32 protein-coding genes and 1 pseudogene are annotated in these 18,608 nt (G+C 63.9%); 31 read left to right on the top strand and 2 right to left on the bottom strand.

What is annotated here, in order from left to right; translation table 11 throughout:
- Position 1 precedes the first annotated feature (1 nt).
- From rplC to truA, 31 genes and pseudogenes are all read left to right on the top strand, one after another.
- Positions 2–664: a 50S ribosomal protein L3 gene (gene rplC, locus H7007_RS08310; protein WP_287154647.1), complete on the top strand. Its 663-nt coding sequence runs from the start codon at positions 2–4 to the stop codon at positions 662–664.
- Positions 665–686: 22 nt separating this feature from the next.
- Positions 687–1,325: a 50S ribosomal protein L4 gene (gene rplD / locus H7007_RS08305; protein ID WP_287154646.1), complete on the top strand. Its 639-nt coding sequence runs from the start codon at positions 687–689 to the stop codon at positions 1,323–1,325.
- Positions 1,309–1,602, top strand: a complete 294-nt coding sequence (gene rplW, locus H7007_RS08300) for a 50S ribosomal protein L23 (protein ID WP_287154644.1) — start codon at positions 1,309–1,311, stop codon at positions 1,600–1,602. Before rplD ends, rplW begins: the two co-directional genes overlap by 17 nt.
- Before the next feature lie 21 nt (positions 1,603–1,623).
- Entirely contained in the window at positions 1,624–2,451 is an 828-nt protein-coding gene (rplB, locus tag H7007_RS08295; RefSeq protein ID WP_287154642.1) for a 50S ribosomal protein L2, read from the top strand.
- Between the two features lie 22 nt (positions 2,452–2,473).
- Positions 2,474–2,758 carry a 30S ribosomal protein S19 gene (gene rpsS / locus H7007_RS08290; protein WP_287154640.1) on the top strand — a complete coding sequence of 95 codons (285 nt, stop codon included), beginning with the start codon at positions 2,474–2,476 and terminating at the stop codon, positions 2,756–2,758.
- 28 nt (positions 2,759–2,786) lie between these two features.
- Positions 2,787–3,209, top strand: a complete 423-nt coding sequence (gene rplV, locus H7007_RS08285; RefSeq protein ID WP_303646155.1) for a 50S ribosomal protein L22 — start codon at positions 2,787–2,789, stop codon at positions 3,207–3,209.
- 7 nt (positions 3,210–3,216) lie between these two features.
- Entirely contained in the window at positions 3,217–4,017 is an 801-nt protein-coding gene (rpsC, locus tag H7007_RS08280; RefSeq protein WP_287154638.1) for a 30S ribosomal protein S3, read from the top strand.
- Positions 4,001–4,423 carry a 50S ribosomal protein L16 gene (gene rplP, locus H7007_RS08275; RefSeq protein WP_287154637.1) on the top strand — a complete coding sequence of 141 codons (423 nt, stop codon included), beginning with the start codon at positions 4,001–4,003 and terminating at the stop codon, positions 4,421–4,423. The genes rpsC and rplP overlap by 17 nt, the downstream gene beginning before the upstream one ends.
- A gap of 2 nt (positions 4,424–4,425) precedes the next feature.
- Positions 4,426–4,632 carry a 50S ribosomal protein L29 gene (rpmC, locus tag H7007_RS08270; RefSeq protein ID WP_303646154.1) on the top strand — a complete coding sequence of 69 codons (207 nt, stop codon included), beginning with the start codon at positions 4,426–4,428 and terminating at the stop codon, positions 4,630–4,632.
- 26 nt (positions 4,633–4,658) lie between these two features.
- On the top strand, positions 4,659–4,919 hold the full coding sequence (gene rpsQ, locus H7007_RS08265) for a 30S ribosomal protein S17 (RefSeq protein ID WP_287154634.1): 261 nt from the start codon (positions 4,659–4,661) through the stop codon (positions 4,917–4,919).
- A gap of 31 nt (positions 4,920–4,950) precedes the next feature.
- On the top strand, positions 4,951–5,319 hold the full coding sequence (gene rplN, locus H7007_RS08260; RefSeq protein ID WP_287154633.1) for a 50S ribosomal protein L14: 369 nt from the start codon (positions 4,951–4,953) through the stop codon (positions 5,317–5,319).
- A 27-nt stretch (positions 5,320–5,346) separates the two neighbouring features.
- Positions 5,347–5,667 carry a 50S ribosomal protein L24 gene (rplX, locus tag H7007_RS08255; RefSeq protein WP_287154631.1) on the top strand — a complete coding sequence of 107 codons (321 nt, stop codon included), beginning with the start codon at positions 5,347–5,349 and terminating at the stop codon, positions 5,665–5,667.
- A gap of 29 nt (positions 5,668–5,696) precedes the next feature.
- Positions 5,697–6,242 carry a 50S ribosomal protein L5 gene (gene rplE, locus H7007_RS08250; protein WP_287154629.1) on the top strand — a complete coding sequence of 182 codons (546 nt, stop codon included), beginning with the start codon at positions 5,697–5,699 and terminating at the stop codon, positions 6,240–6,242.
- 12 nt (positions 6,243–6,254) lie between these two features.
- Positions 6,255–6,440: a type Z 30S ribosomal protein S14 gene (locus tag H7007_RS08245; protein ID WP_287154627.1), complete on the top strand. Its 186-nt coding sequence runs from the start codon at positions 6,255–6,257 to the stop codon at positions 6,438–6,440.
- 13 nt (positions 6,441–6,453) lie between these two features.
- On the top strand, positions 6,454–6,852 hold the full coding sequence (gene rpsH, locus H7007_RS08240; RefSeq protein WP_287154625.1) for a 30S ribosomal protein S8: 399 nt from the start codon (positions 6,454–6,456) through the stop codon (positions 6,850–6,852).
- Between the two features lie 40 nt (positions 6,853–6,892).
- The gene (gene rplF, locus H7007_RS08235) at positions 6,893–7,429 is read left to right on the top strand and encodes a 50S ribosomal protein L6 (RefSeq protein ID WP_287154624.1); all 537 of its coding nucleotides are present in this window, start codon (positions 6,893–6,895) and stop codon (positions 7,427–7,429) included.
- Between the two features lie 157 nt (positions 7,430–7,586).
- Entirely contained in the window at positions 7,587–7,949 is a 363-nt protein-coding gene (rplR, locus tag H7007_RS08230; RefSeq protein WP_287154622.1) for a 50S ribosomal protein L18, read from the top strand.
- A gap of 34 nt (positions 7,950–7,983) precedes the next feature.
- The gene (gene rpsE, locus H7007_RS08225) at positions 7,984–8,502 is read left to right on the top strand and encodes a 30S ribosomal protein S5 (RefSeq protein WP_287154620.1); all 519 of its coding nucleotides are present in this window, start codon (positions 7,984–7,986) and stop codon (positions 8,500–8,502) included.
- The gene (gene rpmD, locus H7007_RS08220; RefSeq protein ID WP_287154618.1) at positions 8,499–8,696 is read left to right on the top strand and encodes a 50S ribosomal protein L30; all 198 of its coding nucleotides are present in this window, start codon (positions 8,499–8,501) and stop codon (positions 8,694–8,696) included. Before rpsE ends, rpmD begins: the two co-directional genes overlap by 4 nt.
- 145 nt (positions 8,697–8,841) lie before the next feature.
- Positions 8,842–9,279 carry a 50S ribosomal protein L15 gene (gene rplO, locus H7007_RS08215; RefSeq protein WP_287154719.1) on the top strand — a complete coding sequence of 146 codons (438 nt, stop codon included), beginning with the start codon at positions 8,842–8,844 and terminating at the stop codon, positions 9,277–9,279.
- Between the two features lies 1 nt (position 9,280).
- Positions 9,281–10,561, top strand: coding sequence for a preprotein translocase subunit SecY (gene secY / locus H7007_RS08210; RefSeq protein WP_287154616.1), 1,281 nt, complete (start codon positions 9,281–9,283; stop codon positions 10,559–10,561).
- 28 nt (positions 10,562–10,589) lie between these two features.
- A complete protein-coding gene (locus tag H7007_RS08205) occupies positions 10,590–11,234 on the top strand; it encodes an adenylate kinase (protein WP_287154614.1) in 645 nt (214 codons plus the stop codon).
- 98 nt (positions 11,235–11,332) lie between these two features.
- Positions 11,333–12,079 (top strand): type I methionyl aminopeptidase, encoded by a 747-nt coding sequence (gene map / locus H7007_RS08200; RefSeq protein WP_350340638.1) that lies wholly within the window; start codon positions 11,333–11,335, stop codon positions 12,077–12,079.
- 118 nt (positions 12,080–12,197) lie between these two features.
- Positions 12,198–12,419 carry a translation initiation factor IF-1 gene (infA, locus tag H7007_RS08195; protein WP_287154612.1) on the top strand — a complete coding sequence of 74 codons (222 nt, stop codon included), beginning with the start codon at positions 12,198–12,200 and terminating at the stop codon, positions 12,417–12,419.
- Between the two features lie 53 nt (positions 12,420–12,472).
- Positions 12,473–12,586, top strand: a complete 114-nt coding sequence (rpmJ, locus tag H7007_RS08190; RefSeq protein WP_287154610.1) for a 50S ribosomal protein L36 — start codon at positions 12,473–12,475, stop codon at positions 12,584–12,586.
- An 18-nt stretch (positions 12,587–12,604) separates the two neighbouring features.
- On the top strand, positions 12,605–12,979 hold the full coding sequence (gene rpsM, locus H7007_RS08185) for a 30S ribosomal protein S13 (RefSeq protein ID WP_287154608.1): 375 nt from the start codon (positions 12,605–12,607) through the stop codon (positions 12,977–12,979).
- Between the two features lie 72 nt (positions 12,980–13,051).
- Positions 13,052–13,450 carry a 30S ribosomal protein S11 gene (gene rpsK / locus H7007_RS08180; RefSeq protein WP_287154607.1) on the top strand — a complete coding sequence of 133 codons (399 nt, stop codon included), beginning with the start codon at positions 13,052–13,054 and terminating at the stop codon, positions 13,448–13,450.
- Positions 13,451–13,462: 12 nt separating this feature from the next.
- Positions 13,463–14,089: a 30S ribosomal protein S4 gene (gene rpsD / locus H7007_RS08175; RefSeq protein ID WP_287154606.1), complete on the top strand. Its 627-nt coding sequence runs from the start codon at positions 13,463–13,465 to the stop codon at positions 14,087–14,089.
- Positions 14,090–14,117: 28 nt separating this feature from the next.
- Positions 14,118–15,059, top strand: a complete 942-nt coding sequence (locus tag H7007_RS08170) for a DNA-directed RNA polymerase subunit alpha (protein ID WP_350340637.1) — start codon at positions 14,118–14,120, stop codon at positions 15,057–15,059.
- Between the two features lie 41 nt (positions 15,060–15,100).
- A pseudogene (rplQ, locus tag H7007_RS08165) lies at positions 15,101–15,448 on the top strand (50S ribosomal protein L17); the annotation flags it as partial.
- 119 nt (positions 15,449–15,567) lie between these two features.
- Positions 15,568–16,332, top strand: a complete 765-nt coding sequence (gene truA / locus H7007_RS08160; RefSeq protein WP_287154601.1) for a tRNA pseudouridine(38-40) synthase TruA — start codon at positions 15,568–15,570, stop codon at positions 16,330–16,332.
- A 7-nt stretch (positions 16,333–16,339) separates the two neighbouring features.
- Here the strand turns inward: truA and H7007_RS08155 are convergent, their stop codons facing one another.
- The gene (locus H7007_RS08155) at positions 16,340–16,930 is read right to left on the bottom strand and encodes a hypothetical protein (protein ID WP_287154600.1); all 591 of its coding nucleotides are present in this window, start codon (positions 16,928–16,930) and stop codon (positions 16,340–16,342) included.
- Positions 16,931–17,224: 294 nt separating this feature from the next.
- Positions 17,225–18,568: a phosphohexomutase domain-containing protein gene (locus H7007_RS08150; protein WP_287154598.1), complete on the bottom strand. Its 1,344-nt coding sequence runs from the start codon at positions 18,566–18,568 to the stop codon at positions 17,225–17,227.
- Positions 18,569–18,608 lie beyond the last annotated feature (40 nt).

Here is an 18,608-nt window from a genome sequence, read left to right as displayed (position 1 = left end):
ATTGAAGGGAATCATCGGACGAAAGATAGCCATGACGCAGATCTTCACCGAGGACGGCAGGGTCGTCCCGGTCACCGTCGTGGAGGCCGGCCCGTGCACGGTCACCCAGGTGAAGACGGTGGAGAAGGAGGGCTACAACGCGGTGCAGCTGGGCTTCGGTGCGGTGTCCGAGAGGAAGCTGAACAAGCCGCTGCGCGGCCACTTCGAGAGCAAGGGCCTTGAACCCCACCGGCACCTGGCGGAGATCCGTGTGGACGACACCTCCGCTTACCAGGTGGGCCAGAAGGTCACCGTGGAGTCATTCGCCAAAGGGGAGAGGGTGGACGTCACCGGCAAGTCCAAAGGCAAGGGCTTTGCCGGGGTGGTGAAGCGGCATGGCTTCGGTGGAGGGCCAGGTTCCCATGGAGCCCATTTCCACCGCGCTCCGGGTTCCATCGGCGCCTGTGCCACGCCCTCCCGGGTGTTCCGTGGATCGCGCATGCCCGGCCGCATGGGGGGCGAGAGGGTGACTGCCCTCAACCTGGAGGTAGTGGACGTGAAGCCGGAGCGCAACCTCCTGCTTTTGAAAGGCAGCGTGCCGGGCCCCAAGGGAGGGCTCCTGATCATCCGAGAGTCGGTCAAGGGACGTCGCAAGCGGAGCAGGAAAGCCCACGTGCTGACCTGAAAGGACGAGGATGGAGCAGGTCATGAAGTCGGTTCCGGTCTACGACCTGGAGGGGAATAAGACAGGAGAGGTACAGCTGAAGGACTACTACTTCGGCTGCGAGATAAACATCCCCGTCATGCACCTTGTGGTCCGCCGCCAGCTGGCCGCCGCCCGGCGGGGCACCGCTTCCACCAAGAACCGCAGCGCGGTGAGCGGGGGCGGCCGCAAGCCCTGGCGCCAGAAGGGGACGGGAAGGGCCCGTGCGGGCTCCATCCGTTCGCCCCTCTGGAGGGGAGGAGGCACGGTGCACGGCCCGCAGCCCAGGGATTACAGCTTCAAGGTCAACCGCAAGGTACGCCGACTGGCCCTGCGGTCGGCCCTGAGCGTGCGGGCCAGCGAGGACCGGGTGATGATACTCGAGGACTTCACCTTCTCCGAGCCCAAGACCAAACTGGCGGCGGGGATATTCCGGGCCCTAGGCGTGGAGGACGACGTGCTCCTGGTCCTCCCGGAGGACGACGAGAACGTGGTGAAATCCATGCGCAACCTCCCCTTCGTGGAGGTCATCCGGGTGGAGGACCTGAACACCTACGACGTGCTGGCCAACGACCGGGTCATCTTCACCCGAAGCTCGCTGGACAAGCTGCAGGAGGGGGTGCAGGATGAAGGATCCGCGTGACGTCATCATCCGGCCGGTGATCTCGGAGAAGAGCTACAACCTGCTGGATCAGAACAAGTACACCTTCGAGGTGCACCCCAAGGCGCGGAAGACGGAGATCCGCCAGGCGGTGGAGCAGATATTCAACGTCAAGGTCACCGGGGTGAACACCATCAAGGTCCCTCCCAAGCCGCGCCGCAGGGGATGGACCTCGGGGCGCACGGCGGCGCGCAAGAAGGCCGTGGTCACCTTGGCCCCGGGTTACAGCATCGAGTTCTTCGAGGGACCGCTGGGTTAAGTCTTAAGAGGATGGTAGGAAATGGGTATCAAGAGATATAAGCCGACCTCTCCGGGAAGGAGGTTCACCACGCTCTCCGACTTCCAGGAGATAACCAAGAAGGAGCCGGAGAAGAGCCTCCTGGCCCCCATGAACTACAAGGCGGGCCGCAACAACCGGGGCCGCATAACCACGCGCCACAAGGGCGGACGGGTGAAGAGGCGCTACCGCATAATCGATTTCAAGCGGGACAAGGACGGAATCCCGGCCAAGGTGGTGGCCATAGAGTACGACCCCAACCGCACGGCACGCATCGCCCTCCTGCATTATGAGGACGGCGAGAAACGCTACATCCTGGCTCCCCTCAACCTCAAGGTCGGGGACCGGGTGATGAGCGGCCCGGACGCGGACATCAAACCGGGGAACGCCCTGCCCCTCTCGGCCATACCCGTGGGTACCACCATCCACAACATCGAGCTCAAGCCGGGGGCGGGGGGGAAGATGGTGCGTGCCGCGGGAGGTGCCGCCCAGCTCATGGCCAAGGAGGGCGAGTTCGCCCACATAAGGCTGCCCTCCAGCGAAGTGCGGCTGGTGAGCCTCAAGTGCCGAGCCACGGTGGGTCAGCTGGGCAACGTGGAGCACGAGCTGCAGAGCGAGGGCAAGGCGGGACGGGGCCGCTGGAAGGGCCGCCGTCCCACGGTACGCGGTACGGTGATGAACCCCGTGGACCATCCCCACGGTGGAGGGGAGGGCAAGTCCTCTGCGGGACGGCATCCGGTCACTCCCTGGGGCAAGCCCACTCTGGGGTACCGGACGCGTAAGAAGAACAAGCCCTCCAACAAGTACATCGTGCGCAGGCGCAAGAGCTGAGATATAGGGAGGTAAGGTAACCTTGGGCAGGTCTTTGAAGAAGGGCCCCTACGTGGACGAGAAGCTCTATTTCAAGATCGAGGAGCTCAACCGGCGCAACGAGAAGAGGGTCATAAAGACCTGGTCCCGCAGATCGACCATCTTCCCGGAGATGGTGGGGCACACCATAGCCGTCTACGATGGGAAGAGGCACGTTCCGGTGTACATAACCGAGAACATGGTGGGGCACAAGCTGGGGGAGTTCGCTCCCACCCGGCGCCGCACCAAGCACGGGCACGCCCACGAGAGGCCCACCCGGTTGAAGTGATGGCCGAAGGGAAGGCAGGAGACGGAAGATGGCCGAGGTTCAGGAAGGCGGCGTGACGGTTCGGGCGGTTGCCCGCTACGTGAGGGTATCACCCTACAAGGCGCGCCAGGTGGCGGACCAGATCCGGGGAAAGGACCTGGAGGAGGCGCGATACATAATCCGCTTCTCCCCCAAGGCCGCGGCGCGCCTGGTGGGGAAGGTATTGGAGTCCGCGGTGGCCAACGCGGAGAACAACAACGGCTTGCGGGCCGAAGACCTGGTGGTGGTCAACTGCTACGTGGACGAGGGCCCCACCCTGAAGAGATGGAGGCCGAGAGCCTTGGGCAGGGCCACCCGCATCCGCAAGCGCACCAGCCACATAACCGTGGTCCTGGGCGAGAGGGAGGGACGCGAGGAAAGCTCCAGGCGACGCGGCGGCCGCGGCCGCCCCGGAAGGCGAAGGAAAGGATGAAGGAGGCGTGGGTCAGAAGGTTCATCCGTACGGTTTCCGTCTAGGGGTCATCTACGACTGGAAATCCCGCTGGTTCGCCACCCGGGATTACGCCGACCTGCTCCAGGAGGACCTGGCTATCAGGCGTTACATCCGGGAATACATGAAGAGGGCGGCCATATCCAGGGTGGAGATCGAGCGCACCTCCAAGCGGGTCAAGGTGGACATCTTCACCGCCCGTCCGGGAATCGTCATCGGCCGCCGGGGCGCTGAGGTGGACCGCATCAAGCGGGACCTCTCCGAGATGACCGGTAAAGATGTTCAGGTGAACATCCAGGAGATCGACACGCCCGAGCTGGACGCCTTCCTGGTGGCCCAGAACGTGGCCGAGCAGCTGGAGGGGAGGGTGTCCTTCCGGAGGGCCATGAAGAGGGCGGTGCAGAACGCCATGCGTGCCGGCGCCAAGGGGATAAAGATCTCCTGCGCCGGGAGGCTGGGAGGCGCGGAGATGGCCCGCACCGAGTGGTACCGGGAAGGAAGGGTGCCCCTGCAGACCCTGCGCGCGGACATCGATTACGGGTTCTGCGTGGCCCGCACCACCTTCGGTGTCATCGGGGTGAAGGTTTGGATCTACAAGGGGCTCATAGGCGAGCCGGACAGGAAGTCCCGCGAGAGGGCCGTGGAGGAGAAGCGGCCCCTGAGCGCGGCCGCGGGAACCCTCGTGGAGGCGGAGCCCGAGGAGGAGATGGTTCCGGAACCCGTGGCGGATCCGGAGGAGGACGAGGAATACGAGTATCAGGAGGTTGAGGCTGATGCTGATGCCTCGTAAGATCAGGCACCGCAAGGTGCAGCGCGGGAGGCTCAAGGGCCGCTCCAAGGGAGGCACCGAGGTCCATTTCGGGGACTACGGGCTCCAGGCCTTGGAACCGGCCTGGGTCACGGCGCGTCAGATCGAAGCGGCCAGGGTGGCCATCACCCGTCACGTCAAGAGGAGCGGGAAGGTGTGGATCAACATCTTTCCCGATAAACCGGTGTCCAAGAAACCCGCCGAGACGCGTATGGGAAGCGGAAAGGGGAACCCGGACCACTGGGTGGCGGTGGTCAAGCCGGGACGGGTGATGTTCGAACTCTCCGGGGTGCCCGAGCACGTGGCCCAGGAGGCCATGCGCCGGGCGGCCCATAAGATGCCCATGAAATGCCGTTTCGTGAAGCGCGTCAGCATGGGTGGTGAGTGAGCATGGTAAAGGCCAGGGAGCTTCGCCAGTATTCGTACGAGGAGCTTCTGCAGAAGCTGCGGGAGGCCAAGGAGGAGCTCTTCAACCTGCGTTTTCAGGCGGCCACCGGACAGCTGGACAACACGGCGCGCATCAAGGAGACCAAGAAGGACATCGCGCGCATCTGCACGGTCATCCGTGAGTACGAGTTGAGCGGTGAAAAAGGTTAAACCGGGGAAAGGAAGGGAACCGGAGGATGGCGGAACGGACGACGCGGCGTAAGGTGCGCATGGGAACGGTGGTCTCGGACAAGATGGACAAGACCATCGTGGTCAAGGTGGAGACGCGCATGCCCCACCCGCTGTACGGCAAGATCGTGACCCGCAGCAAGAAATACAAGGCGCACGACGAGAAGAACGAGTGCCGGGTGGGGGATGTGGTGAGGATCATGGAGACCAGGCCGCTCTCCCGCACCAAGCGCTGGAGGCTTCTGGAGATCGTGGAGCGCGCGGAGTAGGCGCAGGCGGTCCGCGGTTCGGAGGTAGAAGATGATACAGGCGGAATCGCGAGTGAGGATAGCCGACAACACGGGCGCCCGGGAACTCCTGGTGATCAAAGTGCTGGGAGGCTCGGGGAGGCGTTACGCCGGGGTGGGGGACATAGTGGTGGGCACGGTCAAATCGGCCATCCCCGGCGGCTCGGTGAAGAAGGGCGACGTGGTGAAGGCGGTGGTGGTGCGCACCAAGAAGGAGAGGAGGCGCAAGGACGGCTCCTACATCAAGTTCGACGAGAACGCCGTGGTGCTGATCAACGAGGCCAAGGACCCGCGTGGCACGCGCATCTTCGGCCCGGTGGCCAGGGAGTTGAGGGAGAAGAAGTTCATGAAGATCGTCTCCCTGGCACCCGAGGTCCTTTGAACCGGGGACGGCGAGGAGTGGAAGAAAATGGCAGGACTTAAGATAAGGAAAGGCGACCGGGTGCAGGTCATCTCCGGGAAGGACCGGGGGAAGCAGGGCAAGGTCTTGCGCAGCTTTCCCCGCGAGAGGCGGGTGGTCGTGGAGGGCGTGAACCTGGTGAAGAGGCACGCGCGGCCCAGCCAGGAGAACCCCCAGGGGGGGATCGTGACCAAGGAGGCACCCATCCACGTGTCCAACGTGGCCCTGGTGTGCGGGTCCTGCAACCGCCCCATCCGCGTCGCCTACCGGTTCGACTCCGAGGGGAACAAGCGGCGCTTCTGCCGCAAGTGCGGCGCGGACATCGACTGAACGCTGGGATCTGGAACGAGGAAGGGAACATGGCTCCGAGGCTGAAGGAGAAATATCTGAAGGAAGTGGTGCCGGCCCTCAAGCAGAGGTTCGGGTACCGCAACGACATGGAAGTCCCGCGTCTGGAGAAGATAGTGGTCAACATGGGGGTGGGCGAGGGAGCCCACGACCCCAAGGCCATAGACGGGGCCATGAAGGACCTGGCCCTGATAACCGGCCAGAAGCCCAAGCTTAACCGGGCCAAGAAGTCGGTGGCCGGCTTCAAGCTGCGGGCCGGGATGTCCGTGGGTTGTAAGGTCACCCTACGGGGCGACCGCATGTACGAGTTCCTGGACCGCCTGATGTCCCTGGCCATCCCGCGGGTGAGGGACTTCCGGGGGCTGAACCCCAAGTCCTTCGACGGGAGGGGCAATTTCACCATGGGACTCGACGAGCAGCTGGTGTTTCCGGAGATCGACTACGACGACATCGACAGGGTGAGAGGGATGGACATAACCATCGTGACCACGGCCAAGACCGACGAGGAGGGGCGAGCCCTGCTGGACGCGCTGGGCATGCCCTTCCGCGGCAAGTGAGCAGGAGGCGGCATGGCGAAGAAGTCCTTGATTGCCAAGCAGAAGAGACCTCCCAAGTTCCGCACCCGGGCCTACAACCGGTGCAAGCGTTGCGGCCGGCCGCGGGGGTATTTCCGCAAGTTCGAGCTCTGCCGCGTGTGCCTGCGCGAGCTGGCGCACGAGGGCGAGATCCCCGGGATCACCAAGTCGAGCTGGTAAGGAGGCGTGGGAGATGACCATGACCGATCCCATAGCGGACATGCTGACCCGCATACGCAACGCCAGCGCCGCCCGCCACGAGTGGGTGGAGATGCCCAACTCCGGCATGAAGCAGTCCATAGCCCAGATACTCAAGAGGGAGGGCTTCATCGCGGACTTCGAGGTGGTCAAGGGGAAGAGTTACGACATCTTGAGGATAAAGCTGGCCTACGGACCCAACCGCGAGTCCCTCATCAACGGGATCAAGCGCATCAGCAAGCCCGGGCTGCGGGTATACGCCAAGAAGGCCCAGATGCCCAGGGTCCTGGGAGGGCTGGGGATCGCCATCATCTCCACCTCCAAGGGCCTCCTGACGGACCGGGAGGCTCGGGAGAAGAACGTTGGGGGCGAGGTCATCGCCTACGTGTGGTGAGGAAGGGAACGCGAAGCGGGAAGAACGCTGGAGGTAACAGTTGTCCAGGATAGGCAGGATGCCCATACCCGTCCCGGAGGGGACGGAGGTGAGGATAGAGGGTAACCGGGTGACGGTGAAAGGCCCCAAGGGAGAGCTCACCCAGGAGTTCCACCCGGACATGATCATCGAGATGGAAGAGGGTACCATCCGGGTGAAGAGGCCTTCGGACTCCAAGTTCCACAAGTCGCTGCACGGCCTGACGCGGAGCCTTCTGGCCAACATGGTGGAGGGAGTCACCAAGGGGTTCGAGAAGAACCTGGAGATACATGGAGTGGGTTACCGCGCTGTGGCCAAGGGACCGGACATCGAACTCTCCCTGGGTTTCTCCCACCCCGTCCTGGTCAAGGCTCCCGAGGGTGTCGAGTTCGAGCTGGTGACCCCCACCAGGATAAGGGTGAAGGGAGCGGACAAGCAAAAGGTGGGGGAGATAGCGGCCAAGATACGCGCCCTGCGCAAGCCCGATCCCTACAAGGGCAAAGGCATCCGCTACGCCGGGGAGCAGATACGCCGCAAGGCGGGCAAAGCCCTCAAGTAAGTTGCGGGCCGCGATGCACTGTGCGGGGAGAGCGTGCATGAGCGGGGCCGAGGAGAAGGATATGAGGAGGGAGAAGCTCCGCAAGCGCGTTGGCCCTCGGGGCGACCTCCCGAATTGGTGATCGTGTACCTCGATTCCGGGAATGGAGCGATAAGGAATGGACAAGGCCAAGGAAAAGAGGATGAAGAAGGAGCGCCGCCGCAGGCGGGTGCGCAAGAAGATATACGGCGTGCCGGAGAGGCCGAGGCTCTCGGTCTTCCGCAGCAACCGTCATATCTACGCACAGATCATCGACGACACCGTGGGGCATACCCTGGCCAGCGCCTCCTCCATGGAGAAAGGCTTGGACCTGGAGGGGAAGAAGAAGACCGAGGTGGCCATGGAGGTAGGGCGGCTGCTGGCGGCCAGGGCCCGCGAGAAGGGTATCGTGAAGGTTGTGTTCGACCGGGGCGGCAACCTCTATCACGGGAGGGTCAAGGCCCTGGCGGAGGGAGCGCGAGAGGGAGGACTGGAGTTCTGATGCCTTCCCGGACGGAGAGAGCTGGAGGTAGTTCATGCCCAAGATAGACCCGACCGTTCTGGAGCTGGAGGAGAAGGTCGTCCACATCAACCGCGTGGCCAAGGTGGTGAAGGGAGGGCGCCGCTTCAGCTTCACCGCCCTGGTTGTGGTTGGGGACAGGGCGGGAGTGGTGGGCTACGGTTACGGGAAGGCCCGCGAGGTCCCCCTGGCCATCCAGAAGGGCGTGGAGAAGGCCAAGCGCAACCTCTTCAAGGTGCCCACCCGCGGGACAACCATCCCCCACCAGGTGGTGGGCAAGTTCGAGTCCTCGCGGGTACTGCTCAAACCGGCCAGCGAGGGAACCGGGGTCATCGCCGGCGGCCCGGTGCGCGCGGTGATCGAGCTCAGTGGTATCCAAGACGTGCTCACCAAGACCTACGGCTCGCGCAACCCGGTCAACGTGGTCAAGGCCACCTTCGAGGGACTCAAAGCCATAAGCCGGGCCCGGGAGGTGGCGGAGATAAGGAGGGCGCAGTTGCGCAAGTCCCGGGAGAAGGAGGCGGTCAAGGGATGAGCGCGGAGGAGAAGATGCTTCGCATCACCCTGGTGCGCAGCCTCATCGGCCGTCCCGAGAAGCAGAGGCGCACCATAAGGGCCCTGGGGCTGAAGCGGATCAATCATTCCGTGGTCCACAGGGATACCCCGGAGATCAGGGGGATGGTCAAGCGGGTCACCCACCTGGTGAGGGTGGAACCCCTGGAGGAGTGACGCGCACCGTCGGCGCGCCCGCGGGATGCCGCGACGGGCGGAGTGGGAATGATCTGACCGCGCGAGAGACGGCCCGAGATCGGTAGGCGGCCTTTACGGCGGAGGAGGAACGAGCGGAGTAGAGGACGGGAGACGGGAGATGGTTCTGAAGATAAACGACCTCAAGCCGGCGCCGGGCTCCACCCATGCCCCCAAGCGGGTGGGGAGGGGACGTTCGTCGGGTCACGGAAAGACCAGCGGGCGGGGCCAGAAGGGGCAGAAGGCCCGCGACAAGACGCGCATCGGTTTCGAGGGCGGGCAGATGCCCCTCCAGAGGAGGATACCCAAGTTGAGGGGCTTCCGGCCGCGGGACAAGAAGGAGTACCACCTGGTCAACGTGGAGAAGCTGAACCTCTTCTCCGAGGGAGAGACGGTGACCCCGGAGGCGCTGGTGGAGAAGGGGATACTGAAGAAGCTGCGGCACGAGGTGAAGATCCTGGGCCGCGGCGAGCTGGAGCGGAGGCTCACGGTGCGGGCGAACGCCTTCACCAGGGGAGCGGTGGCCAAGATTGAGGCCGCGGGCGGAAGGGCCGAGGTGATCTGATTTGCTCCGCACCTTCCGCAACATCTTCAAGGTCGAGGACCTGCGCCGAAAACTCCTCTTCACCCTACTGATAATCCTCCTCTACCGCGTGGGCTCGGCCATCCCCTCGCCGGGCGTTAACACCCAGGCCCTGCAGAAGCTCATCCAGGAGGGGGGCGGGGTGCTGGGCTTCCTAAACTTCTTCTCCGGCGGGGCCCTCTCCCACCTGGCCATCTTCGGCCTGGGCATCATGCCCTACATCACCGCGGCCATCATCATGGAGATGCTGGTGGCGGTGATCCCCAAGCTCAAGGAGTGGCAGGAGGAGGGGGAATCCGGGCGACGCAAGATAACCCAGGTCACGCGCTACCTGACCCTGGGCCTGGCCCTAATGCAGTCCATCGGGCTGGTGTGGCAGTTCTCCCGCTGGCAGAGCATCGGCGGGGAGAGCATCCGCATCATCGAGTTCACCTGGATGAAGGGGATCGTGGTCATCCTGACCCTCACTGCGGGCATGGCCCTGCTCATGTGGTTCGGGGAACTGATAACCGAGCGGGGGATCGGGAACGGGATGTCCATCCTCATCTTCGTCTCCATCATCGCCCGGGTGCCCGTGGAGTTCAAGAACCTCATCACCAACACCGAGCTCCGCTACGGGAACATAGCTTACGGGATCGTCATCTCCGCGGTCATGTCCTTGGCGGTGATCCTGGCCGTCATCTATCTGGACCAGGGGGAGAGGCGCATCCCGGTGCAGTACGCCAAGCAGATAAGGGGAAGGCGCATGACCATGGGGGGCACCACCTACCTGCCCCTGAAGATAAACACCTCGGGGGTCATCCCCATCATATTCGCCTCCTCGGTCATCTACTTCCCTACCATGCTGGCCCAGTTCATACCCGCCCTCACCGGAGTGGCCACGCGCCTCTCCCAGGGCTGGCTCTATTTCGTAGTCTATACCCTGCTGATAATCTTCTTCGCCTACTTCTACACCTATATAGTCTTCGATCCCTTCACCCAGGCGGAGCACCTCAAGAAGTACGGCGCCTTCGTGCCCGGCATCCGCCCGGGGACTCCCACGGCGGTGTACTTTGGGAAGGTCATCAACCGCATAACCCTCCCCGGGTCCATAAGCCTGGCGGCCATCGCCCTCCTGCCCGCCGTGATGTTCTACTTCTTCGGGACGCGCGAGATCCCCTTCGGCGGGGCGGCCATCATGATCATCGTGGGTGTGGCCCTGGAGACCATGAAACAGATCGAGGCCCAGCTGCAGATGCGGCATTATGAGGGATTCCTGCGCTGACGCGCCGGGGCGAGGAAGGAGGCCGATGATGCACAACCTCATCCTTCTGGGGCCGCCGGGTGCAGGGAAGGGCACCCAGGCGGAGAGGATAAGCGAGATCTACGGAATACCCCACATCTCCACCGGGGACATATTCCGGGACAACCTCAAGCGGGGCACGGAACTGGGCCTCAAGGCCAAGGAGTACATGGACCGGGGAGAGCTGGTCCCCGACGAGGTGGTCATAGGCATCGTGCGCTCCCGGCTTGCGGAGCCGGATTGCGAGAAGGGTTTCGTCCTGGATGGATTTCCCAGGACCGTAGCTCAGGCCGACGCCCTGAAGGGCATGCTCGCCGAGATGGGGAAGCCCATCCACCACGTGCTGAACATCCAGGTGCCTGACGAGACGGTGGTGGAGAGACTCACCGCACGCCGGACCTGCCGTTCCTGCGGGGCGGTCTACCACCTCAGGTTCAACCCGCCCCGGGAGGAGGGGAAGTGCGATGCCTGCGGCGGGGAGCTCTACGTGCGGGACGACGACCGGGAGGAGACGGTTCGGACGCGTCTTGAGGAATACCGCGCCAAGACCCAGCCCCTCATCGAATATTACCGCGCCGAGGGCCTCCTCAGGGACATCGAGGGGGGCGCTTCCATGGAGGAGGTTCTCTCCTCCATCCGGAAGGTGCTGGAATGACGCCCCGCAGCAGGGGGGCGGAAAGCGGGAGGCGCGGCCGCCGCTACCCGGCGGGCGAGGCCCTGCAGGAGCGCTCAGCGGAAGAGTGGCTGGAATCCATGATCATAAGGAAATCGCGGGAAGAGATAGCCAGGATGAGGGAAGCGGGCCGCATCGTGGCCGGCGTCTTGGACATGTTGGAGAAGCACGTGCGGCCGGGGACCAGAACGGAGACCCTAAACCGGCTGGCCGACGACTATATCCGGTCCCGGGGCGGCATCCCCTCCTTCTTGGGATACCGGGGTTTTCCGGCCTCCATATGCACCTCGGTGAACGATGTGGTGGTTCATGGCATCCCGGGAAAAGAGAGGCTCAAGGAGGGGGACATCATCGGCATTGACGTGGGGGTGATCCTGGACGGGTACCAGGCCGATGCCGCCCGCACCTACGCGGTGGGGGAGGTCAGCGAGACGGCGCGGAGGCTCATGGAGGTCACCCGGGCCTCGCTGGATGCGGGCATCGCCGCCTGCCGGGCCGGCAATCGCCTGGGAGACGTTTCCAACAGCATCCAGCGTGTCGTGGAGAGCGGGGGCTTCTCGGTGGTGGTGCAGTTCGTGGGGCACGGCATAGGGAAGGAGATGCACGAGGAGCCCCAGATACCCAACTTCGGACCCCCGGGGAGAGGGCCACTGCTGCTGCCGGGTATGACCTTCGCCCTGGAGCCCATGGTCAACGAGGGGACCTATGAGGTGAGGGTGGAGGATGACGGCTGGACGGTGCGCACCGTGGACGGCCGCCTCTCGGCCCATTTCGAGCACACCGTGGCCGTGACCGAGGGAGAGCCGGAGGTGCTCACCCTCCCGTGAGGGAGGGGAAAAGGAGGGGTATATTTCTGGACTATCGGTATTTAGTTTGTTAATATTTAAATTCTGGTGCGAAAAGAAGAGCACGCCCAACGCGAGGGTGGCGTGGGGAGAGTGAGGAGTGGCCAAGAAGGAAGGCTCCGTAGAGGTCGAAGGAACCGTACTGGAACCCTTGCCCAACGCCATGTTCCGGGTGGAACTGGACAACGGGCACAAGATTCTGGCCCATATCTCCGGGAAGATGCGCATGCATTACATCCGGATACTGCCCGGGGACCGGGTGGTGGTGGAGATCTCTCCCTACGACCTCACCCGGGGGCGCATCGTGTATCGTTATAAGTGAACGGAGGAAAGCCGGGCGGAACGGCGGTACGGAGAGAGAGGCAGAGACTGGAAATGAAGGTTAGACCCTCGGTGAAGAAGATGTGCGACAAGTGCAAGATAATCCGCCGTCACGGCAAGGTTCTGGTCATCTGCCAGAATCCACGCCACAAGCAGCGGCAGGGTTGAGGAAGGGGAGGTAGTGTCTTGGCGCGCATAGCTGGAGTAGACCTTCCGAGGGACAAGCGGGTGGAGATAGCCCTGACCTACATCTACGGGATAGGGAGGTCCACCTCCCTCAAGGTGCTGCGGAGCTGCCAGGTCGACCCCAACACCAAGGTCCGTGACCTCACCGACGATGAGGTGGTGAGGCTGCGCAACTACATCGACCAGAACCTCAAGGTGGAGGGCGACCTGCGCCGGGAGGTGGCCCAGAACATCAAGCGCAAGATGGAGATCGGATGTTATCAGGGTCTCCGCCACCGCATGGGCCTGCCCGTGAGAGGGCAGCGCACCCATACCAACGCCCGCACCCGCAAGGGGCCCCGCAAGACGGTGGGCGTGAAGCGCAAGAAGAAGTAGCCCCCGTGGGAACACGGCGGAGCGGTCCGGTATCCAAAGCAGGAGAACGGCTGAGACACAGGAGGTTGCCAGTTGGCGAGACCGACGCGAGGAAGGGGAAGAGGGAGAAAGAAGGAGAAGAAGACGGTATTGCACGGTGAGGCGCACATCAAGTCCACCTTCAACAATACCATCATCACCATAACCGACAAGAACGGCGACACCCTCACCTGGAGCAGCAGCGGGACGGTGGGTTTCAAGGGTTCCCGCAAGAGTACCCCCTTCGCGGCCCAGCTGGCGGCCGAGAACGCGGCCAAGAAAGCCCAGGAGTTCGGGATGAAGAAAGTGGACGTTTTCGTCAAGGGGCCGGGGTCGGGGCGCGAGACGGCCATCCGCACCCTGCAGGCCAACGGCCTGGAAGTGGTGAGCATCACCGACGTGACCCCCCAGCCCCATAACGGGTGCCGACCCAAGAAGAGAAGAAGGGTATAGGGGTGATGGGTCATGGCACGCAATCTTGAGCCGTCCTGCAAGCAGTGCCGCCGCGAGGGAGTGAAGCTCTTCCTCAAGGGGGCCAGGTGCGAGAGCGACAAGTGCGCCATGGAGCGCCGGGCTTACCCGCCCGGGGAACACGGGCGCGGTCGGGTGAAGGAGACCGAATACCTCCTCCAGTTGAGGGAGAAGCAGAAGGCCAAGCGCATCTACGGGGTCCTGGAAAGGCAGTTCCGCAACTATTACGGCCGTGCCAGCCGGCAGAAGGGGATCACCGGCGAGAATCTGCTCGCCTTGCTCGAGTCCAGACTGGACAACGTGGTCTACCGGGGAGGCCTGGCCTCCTCCCGGCAGGACGCCCGGCAACTGGTGCGCCACGGGCACGTGACGGTCAACGGGCGCAAGGTGGACATCCCCTCCTACGAGGTGAAGGTGGGGGACGTCATCGAGCTCAAGGAGAAAAGTCGGGATATGGTGCGGGTGCTCCAGGCGGTGCGCCTAGCGGAGGGACGTCCCGTGGTCCCCTGGCTCCGGGTGGACCTGGACAAGAGGCGCATCGAAGTGGTGGCCAGGCCGAGGCGCGAGGACATCGACATCCCGGTCAAGGAACACCTGATAGTGGAGCTTTACTCCAAGTAATCATAGGGACAGGAGGGAACGGGCATTGGTGCTTGAAATGCAGAAGCCACACATAGTGGTGGATAAAGTGGAGGATTCCTACGGCAGGTTCATCATCGAACCCCTGGAGAGGGGGCTCGGGCACACCCTGGGCAATTCCATGCGCCGCATCCTGCTCTCCTCCATCCCCGGCGCGGCCATAACCTCGCTGCGCATCGAGGGTGTGGTGCACGAGTTCAGCACCATCGAAGGGGTCAAAGAGGACACCATGGACATCATCCTCAACCTCAAGGGAGTCATCCTCCGCATCCTCGATGAGGGGCAGCACACCCTGTTCCTGGACGTCACGGGGCCCAAGACGGTGACCGCCGGGGACATACAGGCCCCGGCGGAAGTGGAGATAATCAACCCCGACCACAAGATATGCACCCTGAACGAAAAGGGCAAACTGAAGATGGAGATGACCGCCCGCAAGGGCCGGGGCTACGTGTCCGCGGAGCGCATGGCCGGCCTCTACGAGGTGGCCGGGACCATCCCCCTGGATGCCATGTTCTCGCCGGTGGTGAAGGTGGCCTATCACGTCGAGGACACCCGTGTTGGGCAGAGGGCGGACTACGACAAGCTGATCATAGAGGTCACCACGGACGGGAGCATTGGTCCCCAAGAGGCGCTCCTCAGGGCGGCCCAGGTGCTGGTTGGCCACGCGGAGATCTTCTTTGCCCTGGCCGAAGGCGAGGAGGGCATGGAGCAGACCATCTTCGGGCGGGAGGCCCAGGCGGCGGGGGGCAGGGAGATGCAGATCCCCATCGAGGACTTGGAGCTGCCGGTTAGGGTGTTGAATTGCTTGCACCGCGGGGGGATCAACACCGTGGGCCAGCTCATCGAGAAGACGGAGGAGGACCTGCTGGCCCTGCGCAGCTTCGGAGCCCGCTCCATCGAGGATGTCAAGGAGCAGTTGAGGAAGAGGGGTCTCAGCCTGAAGGCCAAGTGAGATCCCGGGGACAGAAAGATTTGATCGCGAGAGGTGCAGTCATGCCGCAGCCGAAGAAGGGAAGGAGACTGGGAGGGAGCGCAGCCCACCAGAAGGCCATGATGGCCAATCTGGCGCGCGCCCTCATAGAACATGAGAGGATCAAGACCACGGAGGCCAAGGCCAAGGAGGTCCAGCCCCTGATGGACAAGCTGGTGGGGCTGGCCAAGCGGGGTGACCTCCACGCCAGGCGCCAGGCCCTGGCCATCATCCCCGACCGGGACGTGATACACAAGCTTTTCGCCGAGATCGGGCCGCGTTATGAGGACCGCGAGGGCGGTTACACCAGGGTGGTGAAGATAGGGCACCGCCAGGGGGACGCGGCGCCCATGGCGGTGGTCGAGCTGGTCTGAACCCCATCGATGGTGCCCGGAGCCTCCCGCCCCCAATGGGCGGGTTTTATATGCCCGCCGTGCCGGTGATGTTATCGCTTCGGCGGGCGCGGGTCTTGCGACCTCTGGGGTGAGCCATGGGCAATTACATGCTGACCGTGGCTTACGAGGGGACGGAGTACAAGGGCTTTCAGAGGCAGCCCGGCCTGCCCACCGTGCAGGGGGAGCTCGAGAGGGCCCTGGAGCGGCTGGCGGTACGGGAATCGCCCCTCTACGCCGCGGGAAGGACCGATGCCGGGGTGCACGCCAAGGGGCAGGTGGTGAACTTCCACGGCACCCTCCGAGTGGACCCGGAAAGGCTGCCGCGCTCCCTCAACGCCCTCCTCCCTCCGGACATAGCCGTCCTGGAATGTCGGGAGGCGGACGAGGGTTTCCATGCCCGGCGCAGCGCCCTGGCCCGGGAATATGCCTATTACTTTCACCTCGCCCCGCGACCATCCCCTTTCCTCAGGCGTTTCGCGCTGCACGTGGGAAGAGAACTGGACTTGGAGGGTATGGAGAAGGCCCTGTCCGCCATCCTGGGCGTACACGATTTCGCACCCTTCTGCCGCAGCGAGAAAGGGAGGTCCACCGTGCGGGAGGTCCTCGAGGCCCGTATTTTCCGGCGTGGGGAGCTGCTCCAGGTGAGGGTCAGGGCCAACGCCTTCGCCTGGATGATGATGCGCATGCTCTGCGGGGCGCTCCTGGAGGTGGGCAAGGGACGCTGGTCCTCAGAGGATCTCCGGGGCCTTCTCGACGGGAAGGGCGGACCGCGTTCCGTGCCCGCCCTCCCACCGCACGGCCTCTTCCTGGAGAAGGTATATTACCCCTTCGACCCGCCGCCTTCCCGCGCTTCCGCCTGAGGAAGGCTCACGGCCGTTCCGCCGCCAGGGGCTGGAAGGTGAAGACCATGCGCAGGCGCTGCAGCCTCTCCGCAGGGTCCAGGCCGGTGAGTTCAAGGGAAATGGCCACGGGGTAGGGGGAGCGCTCGCCCAGCCACAGACGGCCGCTAAGCTCGTAATCGAGATTGGTAAAATATTCCTTAGCCTGAGGGGGAAGGGCTTCCAGGGCGAGGGAGGGGTCGTAGTCCAGACGGAATACCCGGCATATCTCACCCTCACGTTCCTCTTCGCCCTCTTCCCGGACGTCGCGGAACCTGGAGAACAGGGCCAGGAATTCCCGTGGGCGGAAGAGGGGTCCGGGGACCTCCGAACCATCGGCCGGCCTCTCCAGTCCGTCCCGGAGCAGGAAATAATCGCCTTCCCGGCGGGAGATCGTGAAGCGGTCCTCACCTTCCGGGGAGATCCTGAGGATTTCCAGAGTGAGGTCATCGCCCTCCAGGGAACCCTCCCCGCGCTCTTCCCCGTAAACCGTGTATCCGGACACTCCCACCCAGATCTCCATGCGCAGGCGGAAGGAAAAGGAGTTCGAGGCGGAGAGTTCCGTAAGCGCGGACCTCACCTCCGCGTCGAGAGTTTCTTCCACCGCCGAGGGGCGGCTCCCGCAACCACCGGCGCACACCGGGATGAGCGCCAGGAGGAGGAGTGAGAGGGAGAGGAACTTACGGTGTCGCCACCTTTTTCCCGCCGTCGAGCGGGGAGGCTTCCCGTTGACCGGGCGAGCGGGGACCTCTGCAGGGCTCCGCTCGATGTATCCGCCCGGTCGGGTCGTCTCGATTCGCCTCCCCGCATCCCGGGCAGGCGCGAGGGCCGCTTCCTGGGAGGCCTTGATGGGCAAGGGGGCGCGGGCCATGGTTCAGGAGCGGATCAATTCCAGGAGCTGGTCACGCTTCTCCTCCATGAGCTCTCGCGTCTTGGCCTCCAGGTTGAGGCGCAGCAGGGGCTCGGTGTTGGAGGGGCGCACGTTGAACCACCAGTCGTCGTATTCTACGGTGATGCCGTCCAGCCGGTCGATCTTCTTGGCCCCGGAGTGCAGGCGGGCGATCTCCTCCAGCTTGGCGGGTATGTCCTCCACCCGGCTGTTGATCTCACCGGAGGCGTAGTATTTCTTGAAGGGTTTGAGGATCTCGGAGAGCGGCCTGTTCTCCCGGCTCACGATCTCCAGCACATAGACGGCGGCGATGAGGCCGGAGTCGGCGCGGTAGTTGTCCCGGAAGTAATAGTGGCCGGAATGCTCACCGGCGAAGATGGCCCCCGTCTCGGCCATGGTCTGTTTGATGAAGGAGTGGCCCACCCTTTCCCGGATGGGGACACCCCCGTAAGCGCGTATGGTCTCCGGCACGATCCAGCTGTTGATACAGTTGTAGATGATCTTCTCCCCCGGGTGCTCCTGGAGGATGCGCCTGGCCACCAGGGCGGTGGTCAGGGAGCCGCTGACCGGCTCCCCCTTGTCGTCCACCAGGAAGACGCGGTCGGCGTCCCCGTCGAAGGCCATCCCCAGGTCCCCCTGCGCTTCCAGGACCCAGTTCTGGAGGAGGGCTATGTTCTCCGGCTCTATGGGGCTGGGCTGGTGGTGGGGGAAGGAGCCGTCCAGCTCGAAGCAATGGGGCACCAGGCGGCACGGGAGGCGCTCGAATAAGGCGGGGAGGATGAGGCCCGCCATGCCGTTTCCGGCGTCCGCCACCACCTTGAGGGGGCGGAGCACGGAGAGGTCGATGAAGCCCAGCACATGGTCGATGTAACGTGGGAGCATGTCTTTCTCCTCTAGGCTTCCGCGCCGGGGGGCGGAGGGGAGGTCTCCCTTGAGGACCAGGTCGCGGATCTCGCCGATCCCGGTGTCCTCGCTTATAGGTCCCGCCTTGCGCCGGCACAGCTTTAAGCCGTTGTACTCCTTGGGGTTGTGGGAGGCGGTGAACATGGCCCCGGGCAGGTCCAGGTCCCCGGAAGCGAAGTAGAGCATGTCCGTGGAGCACAGCCCGATGTCCACCACGTCCGCCCCCTGGTCTCTGGCCCCCTCGATGAAGGCGCGTGAGAGTGACGGGGAAGAGAGCCGCATATCCCTCCCCACCAGGATGCGCTCCTCGCCCAGGAAGACGATGAAGGCCCTCCCCAATCGGTAGGATATGTCCTCGTCGATCTGCTGAGGGTAGATGCCACGAATGTCGTAAGCCTTGAATATGGTGGGATCAACAGCTTTCATGGCTGACTCCTTGAACCATCCCTAAGGGGAACCTGTCGGA

The organism is Candidatus Solincola tengchongensis (assembly GCF_015711935.1).
Lineage (GTDB): Bacteria > Actinomycetota > Geothermincolia > Geothermincolales > RBG-13-55-18 > Solincola_A > Solincola_A tengchongensis.
Note: the sequence above shows the minus strand (reverse complement) of the source record. Positions and strands in the feature narration are given on the sequence as shown.

Excerpts from the sequence above, each read along its gene's own strand:
- rpsQ (WP_287154634.1), top strand. The coding sequence starts at position 4,659 with ATGGCGGAACGGACGACGCGGCGTAAGGTGCGCATGGGAACGGTGGTC.
- rplB (WP_287154642.1), top strand. The coding sequence starts at position 1,624 with ATGGGTATCAAGAGATATAAGCCGACCTCTCCGGGAAGGAGGTTCACC.
- rpsE (WP_287154620.1), top strand. The coding sequence starts at position 7,984 with ATGCCCAAGATAGACCCGACCGTTCTGGAGCTGGAGGAGAAGGTCGTC.
- H7007_RS08150 (WP_287154598.1), bottom strand. The coding sequence starts at position 18,568 with ATGAAAGCTGTTGATCCCACCATATTCAAGGCTTACGACATTCGTGGC.
- rplP (WP_287154637.1), top strand. The coding sequence starts at position 4,001 with ATGCTGATGCCTCGTAAGATCAGGCACCGCAAGGTGCAGCGCGGGAGG.
- rplN (WP_287154633.1), top strand. The coding sequence starts at position 4,951 with ATGATACAGGCGGAATCGCGAGTGAGGATAGCCGACAACACGGGCGCC.
- rplW (WP_287154644.1), top strand. The coding sequence starts at position 1,309 with ATGAAGGATCCGCGTGACGTCATCATCCGGCCGGTGATCTCGGAGAAG.
- rpsH (WP_287154625.1), top strand. The coding sequence starts at position 6,454 with ATGACCATGACCGATCCCATAGCGGACATGCTGACCCGCATACGCAAC.
- rpmD (WP_287154618.1), top strand. The coding sequence starts at position 8,499 with ATGAGCGCGGAGGAGAAGATGCTTCGCATCACCCTGGTGCGCAGCCTC.
- rpmJ (WP_287154610.1), top strand. The coding sequence starts at position 12,473 with ATGAAGGTTAGACCCTCGGTGAAGAAGATGTGCGACAAGTGCAAGATA.
- H7007_RS08245 (WP_287154627.1), top strand. The coding sequence starts at position 6,255 with ATGGCGAAGAAGTCCTTGATTGCCAAGCAGAAGAGACCTCCCAAGTTC.
- H7007_RS08205 (WP_287154614.1), top strand. The coding sequence starts at position 10,590 with ATGCACAACCTCATCCTTCTGGGGCCGCCGGGTGCAGGGAAGGGCACC.
- rplR (WP_287154622.1), top strand. The coding sequence starts at position 7,587 with ATGGACAAGGCCAAGGAAAAGAGGATGAAGAAGGAGCGCCGCCGCAGG.
- rpsD (WP_287154606.1), top strand. The coding sequence starts at position 13,463 with ATGGCACGCAATCTTGAGCCGTCCTGCAAGCAGTGCCGCCGCGAGGGA.
- rplV (WP_303646155.1), top strand. The coding sequence starts at position 2,787 with ATGGCCGAGGTTCAGGAAGGCGGCGTGACGGTTCGGGCGGTTGCCCGC.
- truA (WP_287154601.1), top strand. The coding sequence starts at position 15,568 with ATGGGCAATTACATGCTGACCGTGGCTTACGAGGGGACGGAGTACAAG.
- rplX (WP_287154631.1), top strand. The coding sequence starts at position 5,347 with ATGGCAGGACTTAAGATAAGGAAAGGCGACCGGGTGCAGGTCATCTCC.
- rplE (WP_287154629.1), top strand. The coding sequence starts at position 5,697 with ATGGCTCCGAGGCTGAAGGAGAAATATCTGAAGGAAGTGGTGCCGGCC.
- rplD (WP_287154646.1), top strand. The coding sequence starts at position 687 with ATGAAGTCGGTTCCGGTCTACGACCTGGAGGGGAATAAGACAGGAGAG.
- map (WP_350340638.1), top strand. The coding sequence starts at position 11,333 with ATGATCATAAGGAAATCGCGGGAAGAGATAGCCAGGATGAGGGAAGCG.
- rpmC (WP_303646154.1), top strand. The coding sequence starts at position 4,426 with ATGGTAAAGGCCAGGGAGCTTCGCCAGTATTCGTACGAGGAGCTTCTG.